Raw genomic sequence first — 14138 nt, 5'->3', positions numbered from 1 at the left:
AGTCCGCCTGCTACGACGAGTGCCGCAAGCAAGAACCCTAAACCCGGAAACACATCGTTTGCAATATCTTGTGCCCGCTTCTCGGAAACGGCGATAATCCGCCACACGTTCATTTGTGCTCCAATATCAATAATGATAGATACCAAAATGACAAATCCAAAGCTTGCAAGTAATGTTTCTGTGAAAAACGTCGTTTGTGTCAAAAAGCCCGGCCCAATAGCAGACGTTGCCATTAGAAACGCCGCGCCTAACAAAACCCCTCTATTTGATTTTTGAATCGTATTCCCTTTTCCCATGTGAACACCCCATCCCCATTATAAAAAACTAGCGATTTTCTTGATCTCGATTCCTTCCTGTTGCAACGCACTTGGTATTCGTCTCGCAAACTCAAGTGCTGTTTTACCGTCTCCATGAATGCAAATCGTGTCGGCTTTAATGCTGACATCCGTTCCGTCGGTCGCCGTCACTTTCCCTTCTTTCACCATCTTCACAATTTGACGAATGGCAAGTTCATGATCAGTAATTAATGCATTCGGCTCCCTCCTGGACGTCAACATGCCGTCCGGTTGGTACGTCCTGTCTGAAAACACTTCACTCGCAGTCTTCAAGCCAATCCGCTCACCCGCTTTCACTAGCTCACTGCCCGCCAAACCAAAAAGGATTAGCTCCGGATTCACTTTGTACACAGCTTCTGCAATCGCTTCTGACAAACGCGCATCTTTCGCTGCCATATTGTAAAGCGCACCGTGTGGCTTCACGTGTTGCAAACGCCCCCCTTCTGCCTGAACAAAAGCAGATAATGCACCAATTTGATAGACAACGAGGTCAAACGCCTCCATTGCACTAATAGCCATTTCTCTGCGACCGAATCCACTTAAATCCTGCAACCCCGGATGTACACCAATGCCGACATTCTTCTCCAGCGCCATTCGCACCGTTTTCCGCATCGTCGTTGGATCACCCGCATGAAACCCACATGCAATATTGGCAGAAGAAATCGTCTGCAAAATCGCTTCATCGTTGCCCATCGTATAGGCACCAAAACTTTCACCCATATCACAATTCAAATCAACTGTTAAAGCCATATCCTCCACTCCTATCTCCATACATGTAAAATAACCTCACAACCTTGAACACCTTACACGCTTAGCGGAATTTATTTTCAATCGCAGCACGAAGCGCTTTCAAGCTCATTTCTTGCTTCGCGACAAGCAGTTGTGATTGTTCAATTGTCACTTCCGTAAAGGTTAGCTGATCGCCAGCTTTCGCCTGTGCCAATTTCGTAAAATTGACCGAAGCAATCTGCCCAATTTTCGGGTAGCCACCTGTCGTTTGCTTGTCTGCCGCTAAAATAATTGGATTGCCATCTGACGGCACTTGAATAGATCCATATGTCACCGCTTCGGAAACTAATTCTGCAGAAACTTTCAACGTCAATGTCGGGCCACTCATTCGATAGCCCATCCTGTCAGACTGCGAGCTCACTGTGAAAGGTTCCTGCCAAAATCGTTGCTGGCTCTCTTCCGTAAATAAGTCGTATTGCCGCCCCGGCATGACTCGAATCTCATAGTGTTTTGAGAGATTTGGTAAGAGCTTTGAGGCGATTTTCCAGTCCGTTGAACGAAAAGGTAGCGATACTCCTGAAGTTTGAAGGCGTTTATAGACGAAAGCTCCAATACCAAGCGGTTTTCCCGTCGCAAGCTTATCGGCCTTTTTCAAAGCTCTTCCCTCATATCCACCAATTCGTGCTTTCAAATATGTCGAGCGACTATTTAGCACGTCAGGCACATCGAATCCACCTGCTACCGCCAAATACGCACGACTACCAGCAAGCGCAGCACCAAACTTTACAACGCTTCCTTTTTGGACAAAGACCGGTTTCCACATCGGCACACGCTCGCCATCGATCGACGGTTGTAAATCCCCTCCACAAATTGCAATGACGAGGTCTTGTTCCATTAACAAATGTGGACCGACTAGCGTCATTTCCAAAGTAGCCATGTGCTCTTCATTTCCAACGAGAAGGTTTGCAATTCGATGAGAGTAAGGATCCATGACACCACCTACGATGACGCCAAATTTCTGATAACCATACCTTCCTAAGTCTTGAATCGTATCTTGAAGACCTGCTTTCATGACGGTAATCATTCAAAGTCACCTCTCAACGCTTCGTATTCCTCCTGTGTAATCTCGTAAAACTGAATTGTATCTCCTGCCGACAATAAACTCGGCGGATCTTCAGTTGGCAAAAATAACTCGATTGGTGTCCTACCAATAAGTTGCCATCCACCTGGCGAGTCGATAGGATAGACACCCGTCTGCATGCCAGCAATTCCGACCGTACGAGCAGGAATATGTAAACGCGGGGACTGCCGCCTTGGTGCCGCAATCTTTTCAGACATGCCGCCAATGAAAGGAAAACCTGGCGCAAAACCAATCATATGAACGGTATACGTCCCCGATGTATGAATGCGGATAACTTCCTCGGGCGTCAATCCATTATGTTCCGCAACGAAAGCAAGGTCCGGTCCATGCACTCCACCGTATACGACAGGAATCCGAACAACTTTCTGCTCGCACATCGACACTTCTTTCACTTCATTCATCAATTCCTGTATACGCTTACAAATGGAATTATACGGACGGTTCTCTTTCAACCTATCAACCTTATAAATTACAGTAACGGTCGTATAAGCAGGAATGTACTCGACCATCCAAGACGGCTTCAATTCCTCCAAAGTCGCGACAATCGCATTCACTTTTTTCTCGGTTGCTGGACTGATTTCCGTCCCTACTTCAATGACGACTGCTTCGTCACCTAACGGGCTCAAGTTGTACTTCATGCTGCTCACACGCTCCCACCACACAAGATCTTTTTACACGTACTGATTATTCTACATTATTCTACATATTTCGCAAACTAGTATTTACAAATAGGTATAAAAATTAGGTTATTATCTGGTGATTTGATAGGTGACTAGAATTTCTACGATTATAGCACGTCTGAATGACGCGAGCTTTGCGATGCGAAGCCTTTGTATTGTGTTGCGAAACGGTTGCGTTGTGATGCGACGCGGTTACGATGTGATGCGAACCGAGCTTTGCAACGCAAGAATTTCGCTATGTGCAGCCTATCCAGTTATAAAAAAGCTTTCCGAAAACGCGAATTCTCTATGTTCCCTTCGAATGAATGACCTACTGTTGCATAAACTACTAAGGAATGACTATGTGTTCCATTAGTAAAAATGCTTCAATTTAAAACTTTCTGTAATTACATCTATATATACTTACTAAGTTGCAGTACAATCAAGCTAAAGGATGAAAGGATGTGAGCTAGTAATGAAGCAGCAAAATCTAATCAAGCGAGCTTTCTTAGCAGTTTCCATTGCTTTGATTGCTTTATTTCCGGTCGCACATGAAGGAACTTTTTCCTCTGTCGCCGCATCCGGGGAAACGACTCCCGTTGCATCCATTGAATCGACATCATTAGAAAGCAAGTTACATGCATTATTGGCAGACCCTAAGCTTCAAGGTGGTATTACAGGTGTCATTGTGCGAAAAGCGGATACAAACGAGAGTATCTTTTCGCATTTTAGTGATATCCGACTCCGTCCCGCTTCCAACATGAAGTTGCTGACGGGTACGACCGCAATGGACATTTTAGGCCCTGATTATCGGTTTACGACTGAACTGTTGACGGATGGACAAGTGAAAGGCAAAATGCTTCACGGCAATTTATTCATTAGGGGGAAAGGCGATCCCACTCTCTTAAAAGAAGACTTGGATCAATTCGCAAAAGACTTGAAGGCAAAAGGCATTACGAGAATTAACGGGGACTTACTAGCAGATGATAGTTGGTATGATGACGTTCGGTATTCACAAGACCTAAATTGGTCGGATGAACACAGTTACGTTGGTGCGCAAGTTTCCGCATTGACGATTTCTCCAAATACAGACTATGACGCTGGTACAGTTATTGTGGAAGTGAATGCTGGCAATAAGGCAGGCGACCTTCCAAAAGTAACCGTTACGCCAGAAACTAGCTACGTTGAAATTGTCAATCGCGCTTCGACAACGGCAAAAGGTACAACAAAAAACATTTCCATTGAACGTGAACATGGGACAAATCGAATTTTCATCGATGGAAACATGCCACTGGAAGGAACGAGATCGCGTTCTTGGACAGCTGTGTGGGAGCCGACTGGACTTGTTCTCGATGTATTCAAAAAATCGTTGGAAGCACATGGGATCCTATTTGTCGGTAAGCACCGGATGGAAACCGGTATGACCCCTGCTAACGCCACTATGCTCGCAGAAAAAAAATCCATGCCACTTGAAGAGCTCTTCATTCCATTTATGAAGCTCAGCAATAACGGACACGCGGAAACATTGGTAAAGGAAATGGGGAAAGTGCAGCAAGGAAAAGGTACATGGGATGCAGGACTTGCAGTAATGAAAGCGAAGCTACAGGAATTCGGTGTGAATACGAATACAATTGTACTGCGTGACGGCTCGGGCATGTCCCATAAAAATCTTGTTTCGGCGGATGAACTGACTACGCTGCTTTATCAAATACAAGACAAAAGCTGGTTCCCTGCATTCGAGGCATCATTGCCGATTGCTGGTGCGCCTGATCGAATGGTAGGTGGAACCCTTCGTAACCGAATGGGCAAAGGATTAACGGCTGGTAACGTCAAAGCGAAAACCGGTTCAATAACAGGTGTCTCCACTCTTTCCGGATATGTCACTGCGAAAGACGGAACGGAATTAATTTTCTCTATTATGATAAATAATTACGTGACGGGTCCCGTAACACCGATTGAAGATGCCATTGCAACAGTACTTGCAGAGCATGAATTTTAATGAATTTCTTAGATAATTAGTTGATTCATTCATAACCGCGTGAAATTCGAGGAGATTGATCCTTGAATTCACGCTTTTTTAATTGGATAAGTCTCATCAAAATAAAGGATTTACTCATTACACTAGCGAAAGAAGAGAGAACGAATATCTTTAGAAAGTAGGGATACTATTGGTGATTGAACAACTTCAGAAAGCAGAAACATTTCTCCAAACAAAGGCTAGACCATTAGAAAAGGTTCTATATACATTTGAATTTGTGAATGGTGACGAAGAGCAAGTGTTAGATGCATTAATGACCTATCAAAATGAAGACGGTGGTTTTGGCAACGGATTGGAGCCTGACTTCAGATGCAAGGCTTCTTCTGCGCTAGCAACAACAATCGGCTTACAACATTTGATTCGCATTGGGGCAGATGATTCGGAACCAATGGTGCAAAGCGCAATCAACTATCTGTTGCATACTTTCGATGAAGAAAAGATGGGATGGGAGATCGTCCCAGAGGAAGTGGAATCTGCGCCACGGGCGATTTGGTGGAATTACGGTGGAGATTGGCCATGGGGAAATCCTAGTGCCGAGATAACTGGCTTACTCCATCATTACAAAGGGCTTGTGCCTGCCGATTTTTTAGAAACATTGACAGCTCATACAATTACCTACGTGCAGCAAGTAGACACGAACGACCATCATGTATTACAATGCCTGGTCAAATTACTAAAGGAATTACCTGCAGATCAAGCTGAGAAGATTACCGATAGAGTGCGTCATATTGCCCGAAACAGCGTGACGACAGATCCCGAAAAATGGCATGGCTATTGCTTACTTCCTCTCCAAATCGTATCGATGAAAGAATCGTTTTTGTATGAAGAATTTAAAGACGCCATCCCATCCAATATTCAGCATCTGCTAAATACGCAAGTGGAAGATGGGAGTTGGAAACCGACGTGGGCGTGGGGACAATTTGAAGAGGAATGGGAAAAAGCGAAGCAAGAATGGAGCGGCGTATTGACGATAGAAAATTTGAGAATTCTTCATGCCTACGAAAAAGGAGCAATATAGGTGAAGAGATGAATCCATACGTACAGGCAGCATTCAATCAAATCTCCATTTCAATTCAATCAATTGCTGACCTATTGGACGAACTGGAGCCAGGGGATTTAGATGCCCAACCAACAGCGGATAAACTTTCCATTGGTCAGCTATTCACTCATATGGCGTTGATATGTAAGGCGGACCTACTAATTGCGAACGAAGCTTCCGAAGAAGAAATGAGAAACTTTTATGCATCCAACCATTTTACAGCTATTGGTGACATGAAAGATGATTTGTTAACGAATTTCTCGTTATTAAAAACTCGCTACATGAATTATACGGAAGATGAATTAATGCAAAAAACAACTTCCTACTGGGGAGTGTCCTATACAAGGTATGAATGGTTGCTAGAGATTTCTTCTCACCTCTACCATCATCGCGGGCAGTTACATGCTATGCTTGTGCATTGTTTAGGAAAAAATCCGCAAATACGATTATTTGAATGAATGTAGCGTTTGCATAATGTAACTTGTCATCGGTCGATTCCGTGGCAAGTTTTTTTATGGGAAACCGTTACCGATTTATTTCGTTTGCGTCTAAATGGTTGAGAAAGGGGGATGAAAGCGTGACGAATCGTGAGCAATGGTTTCATAATCATTTCAATCAAATTTACAGCTATATTTTACTACTTGTCAATGACGCTCACACTGCCGAAGACTTAACACAAGAAACGTTTTTGAAGGCGATAAGACACGAACAAACATTTAAAGGGCAATCTTCCGTAAAAACATGGCTTTTTCGAATTGCCTATACGACGACAATTAGTTATTTCCGAAAGAAACAACCCTTCACGCACTTCCTAGATACTGCACTTTTACGGTCGAAGCATGATTTATCACCAGAAGAAACGACACTGTTGAATGCTCAGCAGAAAGAATTTTATGCAGCGCTCCAACGGTTAAAACCGAGTTACCAGCAAGTAATTGTGTTGCGTAAAATCCAAGAGTTTTCGATCTTAGAAACGGCAACTATATTAGCGTGGACGGAAGGCAAAGTGAAAATGAGTCTATCACGTGCATTAGTCGCTTTTAAGAAAGAATTGGAAAAAGGAGGTTTTACGAATGAAACTCTATTCAGAAGATGATGTAACGAGGGAATTAAAGTCACTAAACGAAGCATTTCAACCTTCAACAAGCCAAAAAGAAAGTGCTTATCGAGCAATCTTCAAACAGACCGGCAAAAAAAGATCTTTTCGGAGACAACGATTGCTGCCAGTTATTTTAACTCTCATCCTATTCTTCACGGTCGGCACAGGAATGGTTACCTTGATAACAAGCGAATATGGGAATAATCCTACACGTACGTTGTCCGAAAAAAATCGCATTGATGTCACTTCTGCTTGGAATGGTGTCATTTTAACCCAGTCCAGTCAAACGAGTCCTACAACCTACATCATTACTTTCTATGACGAACAAATTATAATTCAAGATGACTATGGTAGTTTCATCGGATTTAACCCCGATGGCCAAATTAAGGATCCTTACAAAGGTTTTGCAATAAAAGATACCGCTTTAGACGCAGGCAAATACGAAAACTACACAGTTTTACAAGAAGACGATCAGTATACGATTACCGTCACTGGAAAGGAAACATTTACGTATACATTAACGAAAACTGCTCCACGAAAATTCGTCGGCTCAGATGGAGTTGAATATTCGTCAAGAAATTATATCGAATAAATAATTCAAGCGTGCCGCTATGCCAGCGCTACGATAAAGCAGCACGCTTATTAAAATAACAGAGTTTCATTGTTTATCCCACATTCATTTCCAACCGCTATCGTTCGCTACATTTGGATAAAGACCACTTCATTCCAATAAACGGTACCGCTTAGCAAGCGACTATTACGATCCCATCTAGTACAAGGAATTCGTTACAGTTCCAACTCATCACTCATTTCAAACACATCAAATACATTTTGCTGAATAATGAGCGACATGACTTTCCCCTCTTTTTCAAAGTAATGAACGTGACCAACTCGCTTGTCTTCAAGCTCTGTCCAACCCCACCGTTCAATTTCATCCAAGTAGTCTTGCGGTGGCGTTCCTTCCTCATCACCAATATCCTTTAGCTTGTATTTCGCAGACTTGGCAATCACATTTGTACAATCTTCCGGCTTTAATTCATACGCATTTTTTGGAATTGGAAACCCTTCATTGATGACCGCCATTCGATAACCGTCTTCCTTAGCATATTCATACGAACAACCCGTCATTATAATTGTTCCAACAATAAGGATTAGCAGCAATACGTTTCGCATTTAGACATCTCCCTCTCGGAAAGTTCAACAACTGTTACTTTCAGCTTAGTAGGAGTATGGTCTGTTGTCATCCAACTTTTTTGTGAACTTTCCGACGGTTGGACTCATAATGGGATTAGGTGAATAATCTAAACGCTTATCTCTAAGCGAATCATATCCCTGCACTGAATGTCATTTTCGAAAATGCGTTCTTCGTATTGATTGACAAAGAAATCTTTTACTACACCCGAAATGCGAAAACCGCATTTTTGATAGAGTGCAAGTTGACCAATACTGGAATTCCCTGTCCCAATTTCAACGGTTGTAGAACCACTCGCTTTCGCTGTACGTAGTGCGTCAAGTAGAAGCTTTTTACCGATTCCTCGACCTTGCAAGTCCTCACGTACAGCAACATTCTTAATCTCTGTCGTTTCATCATTTAATTTCACGATTACGTAGGTGCCGATAATCTCGTCTTTTCCCTCACATACATAACAGTCACCTTGCTGCAGATACGCTTCTATTAAAACCCGAGAAGGATCGGCTAATAGTAGAAGCGTATAGGGAGGTGTTTCTTGAAGTTGTAGTTTCCTGATTTTCATGAGGTCTTTTCAACAACTCCTTCCATACAGTTTTTGGTCCTAACTTCCATCTACTCACGTCTTGCGAAGAGAAGGTCCTATTCATTTACTATTATCGTCATCTTTGTTAGCAATTTTCTTAAGCGTCGTGTTGATATTGATGAGGGCAATAAGTATAAAACCTAGCATAACAAAAGTGACAATCTCACCGGTAAAAAAAGCGATAATGCCCAAAAGTAATGCATACAACGAATACATAAAATTGTTCATTTATCCTCTCCCTTTCTTGCATGACCAAGTACTTTCATCATCTTTCATAAAAGCATCTATTTCTTCATTCCTAGCGTATTAAGCATTAAATAGACAGGTTTTCAAGACGTAGGGCCGCCTCCATGATCACTTCATATGTAGTGTGCCATCCCTTGTAGTAGGCACTTACCTCTGCCGGATGAATAAGCGTACGCTCCGTTGACTCATACGCCGCATCAAATGACATGAAATCCGTGACATCCATCCGATAAAATACTTGATAGCCCACTTTCGGATAGGGACTGGCTTCGGTCCACAAAGGGTTTTCTTCATGATTCACTTCAATCGCCCCAAGGAGATGGGAAGTACCTTGTACATAAGCTTCTTCGAACACTTCACGATGTAGACAAGCTTCTACTGCCTCATCGACTTCAATATGTCCACCAGGAAAATCCCATCCTCGATCATTCAAGTTCACCATGAGCAATTTTCCTTCGTGAAAACAAAATGCGTGGACACTTGTGATGAGGTCCCGTTCAGGCAAAAGTTGCTCAATCCATGTCAACTTTACTTGATGACCGCCCCAATCCACATACGTAATCGACATCATCATTCCTCATTTCCCTATTGAGTAGCCTTCAAATAACCTTCCGCCATGCGGTTTTAATACTTCATCCACTAACAAGATGATGCCGTGTTTGTCACCGGTTTTATAAAAAAGATCGAACGCGTCCGTAAATCTTTTTGCAAATACTTCATCGTACTGTTTCAAGGCTTTTACAATCCACTTAGACGAGCCAATCCATTGGCAATTTGTTCGTAATACAAATTCGTGGATTGCTTCCGCTAACGTATTGGCGATAAAAAGTGCCTCTGCACCATTCTTGGAGCCGATTAGATCGGCGAGCATATCCGTCAACATGTATCTCTTTGTTAAAATCGTTTCCGCAGACCAAGGTACAGGTCCATTATTTAAAAGTTCACACGCTTCATTTTTAATGCTGGAAAGTATGCCGGCATCGACAAGAACAATTCCTTCTGCAACCATTTTTGGTAATGAAGGGCGAGCCCTTTCAGCGTCCGCAAGAAAAAAGGTTTTATAGGAAGTGAGTGTATGTACAAACACTTCAATTGGCCATCCGTAGTCAATATGGGATTCACGGTAAGGGGACTGTACGTGCTTATCAAATATGACAATGTCCAAATCCGATGTCGTCGTTGCCTCTCCTCTGACGACGCTGCCTGCAAGAATAGCAGCTTGGCAATGTGGAAAATACTCATCAACAAAACGTTTAGCAGCGAATGGCGGTTTCATCCTTTTCATTTCATTGTTCCTCCGATACTTTTTCTAAATGCCGTGTTCGCTAATGCCCCTTATTACCATTTGCAAGCTCTTTTCACTTGGAGCCCCAAGTGTTAAAAATTGCTCGCCCTTCATCTCCCCCTATCAAATTCAATTAACCAACAATCCCTATATGCACCTTCATGCCACTCGTGGTGCGGAAGCAGCTTGATCTTTGTAAATCCACACTTTTCATAACAGCGGATTGCCCGCTCATTCCACGCCTGTGGATCCATAACAATGCGATCCACACATTTGACGTTCAATAAATAATCCATCATGGTCTCGACTAGTTGCGTGCCTATTCCTTTATTCCAAAAAGGCGGCTCGCCGATGAACTGATCCATTCCGTATATAATTTCCATTGTATCGTCATAGCCATATAGTCTTCTTTCCTCTTCACTTATTGGATAAGAATGCACATAACCGATCGGTTCCTGCTTATATTCTATTAAACAACGTATTTCTTCACCTGGATCTCCAAAGAAATCTTCTATGACTTGCTCCATATCTAATGGGCGATCTCTACCCTCATAATACTGAAGCACTTTTGGGTCAGACAACCATTTTGCAAGGTGAAAACGATCCTCTACCAAAAGCTGTCGAATGACTAGTTCATTCCTTTTTATAAACATCTTGTATCCTCCGAATAAACTTTTATTGACAGCTTAGTGAAATATAGCAATCATGCATGTGGATACAACTCTTCTAGTAATAGATTACCACACGCACGTTCTATTTAACAGATAATTCTTTCATAGCTAATTGAAAGACTTTATCTACAAACGCTTTTTTCGCATCGGCATAACTTTTTTCACACGTTGGAAATTTCTTAGCAAGCTCCAATTTTAGTTTTTCATAGTCAGCAGCCACATGAAGATGGTTGTTTAAATAGTCCCTGAACAGCGTATGTTGCTGCCACCAATCTCCTCCATATTCCACAATGTGATACACATGTGTTTTCGTGAGCGCTTCTAAGTCCGAAAACTTCGCATAGACAACTTTCCCTTCAATCGCTACTCGACCTAATGGATAGATAGCCGCCTCTTTTAATCGAACCTTATCGAATTGTTTTACGTCTTCTAACGTTTTAACGCCAATTAATACATCTAGCATCGGTTTCGCTGCAATCCCTGCAATTGCAGTACTGCCAATATGTTGGATATCGATAATGTGCTCACCAATCAGTTCAACTAAAATCTTTTTCTCTTCTTCAAAAAGATTTCTCCACTGTGGATTGTAGGATGATAATTGCACTACGTCCTTATTCAAACCTAACATCTTTACTTCACTTCCTGTCTTATTTCATTGCAGATGAACTCCACAATTTCTTCTATTGGCACATCATCCGTTTGAATAAAATGATGGTCATCAAAATCTTTAAATCCTTGTATGCATTTGTCCGTTTGATTAAAGCACCAATTGCCAGCCTCTTCACCACGCGCGTGAAGACGTGCATGAATGGTTTCTTTTTCAGCAGTTAAACAGAAGTGGACTGTTTCCGGGTCAATCTCTAAAAAGCCATCATAAATCCTGTTAAAATAGCGCTTGTTGTAAATCGACATCGGCACTATTAAATCTCTTCCATACGTTGCACGAAGTTGTTTTGCCACTTCAACCGTTAACGGTTTCCACATATCCAAATCTTGAAAATCCCCTGTTTGTTCGTGCGCATGTTTGATATTTTCCGGTATGATGTGTCGCAACATATAACCAACCACTTCTGGATCAAAAAGCATGGCCCCGTCCATTTTACGTAACAGTTCGTTGGCAACCGTCGTCTTCCCCACACCGAATGCGCCATTGATCATCACAATCATTCCATTTCCCCCTCATTAACAATGAATCATACATTGTAGGTCCTTCTCTTTCTATTAATTCATCATACATCGTTTATTACCAAAAACAATATGACATATACTAAAATATGGGTTCTATATAGCGAGTGATTTCATGTGTAGCTACACTTTCTGCAATACACTAACCCCAAGTTATATACACATGCCTATCATAGAACCAAAACTTACAGACGCGAAGAGTCACAAAACATATGAAATCTTCATCTGACCTGTTCCAATGAAGCATTTTGACCCCCTTCTATACTTGTTATTCTACACACAACGTTATTTATCCTTTTTCATCTGTTGCAACTTATCGTTATTTTTTTGCAAGTGACCGACCGTAATTGTCCAGTTACCGAAAATCCGAAGACGTACTCAGCATTGTTTTCTATAGTAGAAGTACAAAGAATAACAACGGAGGGATGGCAATGAATATTGTTCAGGTGAAGCAACTGAAAAAGGCTTACGGTGCAAACCAAGTATTACAGGGGATTGATTTTACAGCTCAAGCAGGGGAAATTATCGGTGTCATCGGTAAAAACGGTGCTGGCAAATCGACTTTTTTAGAAATCGTAATGACGTTAAAACCCTATGACGAAGGAACCGTTTCCGTGTTAAATCAAGAGGTACGCACCTTATCGGCACAGCAACTTGTTGAGATGCGTATGCAAATTGCAGTCGTCTTGCAGCCAACTCAATTTTATAAGTCGTTAAAGGTTGTGGAGTTGTTGAAGTTGTTTAAGGCCTATTACCAGTCGACAGTAAACATTGAAAAAATCATCACCGACTTTAAACTCCAACCTTACAGAAAAAAGTATTTCGATAAGTTATCAGGTGGCTGGAAGCAAATCGTCAGTTTGGCCATTGCGTTTTTATCGGAACCGAAAATGCTCATTTTGGATGAACCGACGACTGGACTTGATCCGCATATGCGAAATATGTTGTGGATGTACATTACCGATTACAACAAACGGACTGGAGGTACTGTCATTTTGACAACGCACAATATGGATGAAGTGGAGTTGTATTGCGATAAAGTGTTGCTCATTAATAATGGTGTTAGTGAAGTGTTTTCGACGACAAAACAGATTTTAGATGACGGGTATTCATCCATTAACGATTTTTATCTTTCGAAAGTATCAGGTTAAGAGGGGGACTAAATATGTTAGCGAATCAGTTGAAATATGATCTTTTAATGTTTTCAAGGGAGCTATTCTATCTTGTGTTCACGGTGGTCGTTCCACCTGTTACGTATCTTTTCATGGGCGAGCTATATGGCGAGTTCATGTATGCCGGGGGATTGAATTATGCAGAGACGTATACCCCTTCCTTCATCTTGCTTATCACATTCGGCGTCGTCTTTTTCGCTTTTGGATTCAATAAAGTGCTGAATCGGTCGACAGGAGTTGAAAAACGGGTCAGCTTGGCACCGGTGCCGAAAAAAGTCTTATTGCTATCCGATATTTTAAAATCAATTATTGTAACGAGTTTCGGATATTTCCTTGTATTTTCCCTAGGTATGATCCTATACGATCTTTCCTTCCAGCTTATAAGCTTTCTCGTGTCGTATGGATTTTTCATTTTATTAAACGCGTCTTTACTCATCATCTCATCTGCAATTTATTCTTTTTTCAGGAGTATCAACGGCGCACTTGTCTTTTCAATTGTCCTCTTTCAAGTCGGTATGATTTCAGGAGGATTCACAATGCCGATTGAACGAATGCCGACTTTCGTGCAAGTCATTGCAGACTTCAATCCGCTCTATCATATGAATCAGCTGTTCATCGCTGTGTGGAATGGCCAGTTTGTCTTTGAAAGCGGTACATTCATGTCAATTGGCTACATTTTAAGTTGGGTCCTCGTAGCGCTTCTCATCATTCGTTTTGCAAAAAAAGTGAGAGTTTGAGGTTTTCGATGGTACGATATGAGAAGT

The 14138-nt window shown here is 41.9% G+C and carries 18 protein-coding genes and 1 pseudogene; 7 read left to right on the top strand and 12 right to left on the bottom strand.

The window, feature by feature from the left end; translation table 11 throughout:
- The 4 genes and pseudogenes from NRI27_RS09610 to pxpB form a co-directional block, all read right to left on the bottom strand.
- Positions 1–296: pseudogene (locus NRI27_RS09610) on the bottom strand (hypothetical protein); the annotation flags it as partial.
- A gap of 18 nt (positions 297–314) precedes the next feature.
- The gene (locus NRI27_RS09605) at positions 315–1085 is read right to left on the bottom strand and encodes a LamB/YcsF family protein (protein WP_371390479.1); all 771 of its coding nucleotides are present in this window, start codon (positions 1083–1085) and stop codon (positions 315–317) included.
- A gap of 61 nt (positions 1086–1146) precedes the next feature.
- Positions 1147–2148, bottom strand: coding sequence for a 5-oxoprolinase subunit C family protein (locus tag NRI27_RS09600; RefSeq protein WP_371390478.1), 1002 nt, complete (start codon positions 2146–2148; stop codon positions 1147–1149).
- A complete protein-coding gene (pxpB, locus tag NRI27_RS09595; protein WP_371390488.1) occupies positions 2145–2843 on the bottom strand; it encodes a 5-oxoprolinase subunit PxpB in 699 nt (232 codons plus the stop codon). The genes NRI27_RS09600 and pxpB overlap by 4 nt, the downstream gene beginning before the upstream one ends.
- A gap of 496 nt (positions 2844–3339) precedes the next feature.
- On the opposite strand from pxpB, the gene dacB reads away from it, so the two are divergent.
- The 5 genes from dacB to NRI27_RS09570 all read left to right on the top strand — a co-directional run bounded on the left by dacB (position 3340) and on the right by NRI27_RS09570 (position 7632).
- On the top strand, positions 3340–4863 hold the full coding sequence (gene dacB / locus NRI27_RS09590; RefSeq protein WP_371390477.1) for a D-alanyl-D-alanine carboxypeptidase/D-alanyl-D-alanine endopeptidase: 1524 nt from the start codon (positions 3340–3342) through the stop codon (positions 4861–4863).
- A gap of 172 nt (positions 4864–5035) precedes the next feature.
- A complete protein-coding gene (locus tag NRI27_RS09585) occupies positions 5036–5920 on the top strand; it encodes a hypothetical protein (RefSeq protein WP_371390476.1) in 885 nt (294 codons plus the stop codon).
- 8 nt (positions 5921–5928) lie between these two features.
- A complete protein-coding gene (locus tag NRI27_RS09580) occupies positions 5929–6399 on the top strand; it encodes a DinB family protein (RefSeq protein ID WP_371390474.1) in 471 nt (156 codons plus the stop codon).
- Positions 6400–6518: 119 nt separating this feature from the next.
- On the top strand, positions 6519–7037 hold the full coding sequence (locus NRI27_RS09575) for an RNA polymerase sigma factor (protein ID WP_371390473.1): 519 nt from the start codon (positions 6519–6521) through the stop codon (positions 7035–7037).
- Positions 7015–7632 carry a hypothetical protein gene (locus NRI27_RS09570; protein WP_371390472.1) on the top strand — a complete coding sequence of 206 codons (618 nt, stop codon included), beginning with the start codon at positions 7015–7017 and terminating at the stop codon, positions 7630–7632. Before NRI27_RS09575 ends, NRI27_RS09570 begins: the two co-directional genes overlap by 23 nt.
- Before the next feature lie 194 nt (positions 7633–7826).
- Here the strand turns inward: NRI27_RS09570 and NRI27_RS09565 are convergent, their stop codons facing one another.
- From NRI27_RS09565 to NRI27_RS09530, 8 genes are all read right to left on the bottom strand, one after another.
- Positions 7827–8213: a hypothetical protein gene (locus NRI27_RS09565; protein ID WP_317946858.1), complete on the bottom strand. Its 387-nt coding sequence runs from the start codon at positions 8211–8213 to the stop codon at positions 7827–7829.
- 128 nt (positions 8214–8341) lie between these two features.
- The gene (locus NRI27_RS09560) at positions 8342–8794 is read right to left on the bottom strand and encodes a GNAT family N-acetyltransferase (protein WP_371390471.1); all 453 of its coding nucleotides are present in this window, start codon (positions 8792–8794) and stop codon (positions 8342–8344) included.
- Positions 8795–8875: 81 nt separating this feature from the next.
- The gene (locus tag NRI27_RS09555) at positions 8876–9043 is read right to left on the bottom strand and encodes a hypothetical protein (RefSeq protein ID WP_317946860.1); all 168 of its coding nucleotides are present in this window, start codon (positions 9041–9043) and stop codon (positions 8876–8878) included.
- An 85-nt stretch (positions 9044–9128) separates the two neighbouring features.
- Positions 9129–9629: an NUDIX domain-containing protein gene (locus NRI27_RS09550; protein ID WP_371390469.1), complete on the bottom strand. Its 501-nt coding sequence runs from the start codon at positions 9627–9629 to the stop codon at positions 9129–9131.
- 9 nt (positions 9630–9638) lie between these two features.
- Positions 9639–10346, bottom strand: a complete 708-nt coding sequence (locus NRI27_RS09545) for a nucleotidyltransferase domain-containing protein (protein WP_371390468.1) — start codon at positions 10344–10346, stop codon at positions 9639–9641.
- Between the two features lie 110 nt (positions 10347–10456).
- Positions 10457–10999 (bottom strand): GNAT family N-acetyltransferase, encoded by a 543-nt coding sequence (locus NRI27_RS09540; protein WP_371390466.1) that lies wholly within the window; start codon positions 10997–10999, stop codon positions 10457–10459.
- A 100-nt stretch (positions 11000–11099) separates the two neighbouring features.
- A complete protein-coding gene (locus NRI27_RS09535) occupies positions 11100–11645 on the bottom strand; it encodes a GrpB family protein (protein WP_371390464.1) in 546 nt (181 codons plus the stop codon).
- Between the two features lie 2 nt (positions 11646–11647).
- The gene (locus NRI27_RS09530) at positions 11648–12184 is read right to left on the bottom strand and encodes an AAA family ATPase (RefSeq protein ID WP_371390463.1); all 537 of its coding nucleotides are present in this window, start codon (positions 12182–12184) and stop codon (positions 11648–11650) included.
- 449 nt (positions 12185–12633) lie between these two features.
- On the opposite strand from NRI27_RS09530, the gene NRI27_RS09525 reads away from it, so the two are divergent.
- On the top strand, positions 12634–13353 hold the full coding sequence (locus NRI27_RS09525) for an ABC transporter ATP-binding protein (protein WP_371390462.1): 720 nt from the start codon (positions 12634–12636) through the stop codon (positions 13351–13353).
- 14 nt (positions 13354–13367) lie between these two features.
- The gene (locus NRI27_RS09520) at positions 13368–14111 is read left to right on the top strand and encodes an ABC transporter permease (RefSeq protein ID WP_371390461.1); all 744 of its coding nucleotides are present in this window, start codon (positions 13368–13370) and stop codon (positions 14109–14111) included.
- The last annotated feature ends 27 nt before the right edge of the window (positions 14112–14138 follow it).

Origin of the sequence: Sporosarcina sp. OR05 (assembly GCF_041414805.1) — a bacterium.
GTDB classification, from domain to species: Bacteria; Bacillota; Bacilli; order Bacillales_A; family Planococcaceae; genus Sporosarcina; species Sporosarcina saromensis.
Note: the sequence above shows the minus strand (reverse complement) of the source record. Positions and strands in the feature narration are given on the sequence as shown.

What these genes read in the sequence shown, in the direction of transcription:
- NRI27_RS09605 (WP_371390479.1), bottom strand. Translation starts at nt 1,085, where the DNA reads ATGGCTTTAACAGTTGATTTGAATTGTGATATGGGTGAAAGTTTTGGT.
- NRI27_RS09600 (WP_371390478.1), bottom strand. Translation starts at nt 2,148, where the DNA reads ATGATTACCGTCATGAAAGCAGGTCTTCAAGATACGATTCAAGACTTA.
- pxpB (WP_371390488.1), bottom strand. Translation starts at nt 2,843, where the DNA reads ATGAAGTACAACTTGAGCCCGTTAGGTGACGAAGCAGTCGTCATTGAA.
- dacB (WP_371390477.1), top strand. Translation starts at nt 3,340, where the DNA reads ATGAAGCAGCAAAATCTAATCAAGCGAGCTTTCTTAGCAGTTTCCATT.
- NRI27_RS09580 (WP_371390474.1), top strand. Translation starts at nt 5,929, where the DNA reads ATGAATCCATACGTACAGGCAGCATTCAATCAAATCTCCATTTCAATT.
- NRI27_RS09570 (WP_371390472.1), top strand. Translation starts at nt 7,015, where the DNA reads ATGAAACTCTATTCAGAAGATGATGTAACGAGGGAATTAAAGTCACTA.
- NRI27_RS09565 (WP_317946858.1), bottom strand. Translation starts at nt 8,213, where the DNA reads ATGCGAAACGTATTGCTGCTAATCCTTATTGTTGGAACAATTATAATG.
- NRI27_RS09560 (WP_371390471.1), bottom strand. Translation starts at nt 8,794, where the DNA reads ATGAAAATCAGGAAACTACAACTTCAAGAAACACCTCCCTATACGCTT.
- NRI27_RS09555 (WP_317946860.1), bottom strand. Translation starts at nt 9,043, where the DNA reads ATGAACAATTTTATGTATTCGTTGTATGCATTACTTTTGGGCATTATC.
- NRI27_RS09550 (WP_371390469.1), bottom strand. Translation starts at nt 9,629, where the DNA reads ATGTCGATTACGTATGTGGATTGGGGCGGTCATCAAGTAAAGTTGACA.
- NRI27_RS09545 (WP_371390468.1), bottom strand. Translation starts at nt 10,346, where the DNA reads ATGAAAAGGATGAAACCGCCATTCGCTGCTAAACGTTTTGTTGATGAG.
- NRI27_RS09540 (WP_371390466.1), bottom strand. Translation starts at nt 10,999, where the DNA reads ATGTTTATAAAAAGGAATGAACTAGTCATTCGACAGCTTTTGGTAGAG.
- NRI27_RS09535 (WP_371390464.1), bottom strand. Translation starts at nt 11,645, where the DNA reads ATGTTAGGTTTGAATAAGGACGTAGTGCAATTATCATCCTACAATCCA.
- NRI27_RS09530 (WP_371390463.1), bottom strand. Translation starts at nt 12,184, where the DNA reads ATGATTGTGATGATCAATGGCGCATTCGGTGTGGGGAAGACGACGGTT.
- NRI27_RS09525 (WP_371390462.1), top strand. Translation starts at nt 12,634, where the DNA reads ATGAATATTGTTCAGGTGAAGCAACTGAAAAAGGCTTACGGTGCAAAC.
- NRI27_RS09520 (WP_371390461.1), top strand. Translation starts at nt 13,368, where the DNA reads ATGTTAGCGAATCAGTTGAAATATGATCTTTTAATGTTTTCAAGGGAG.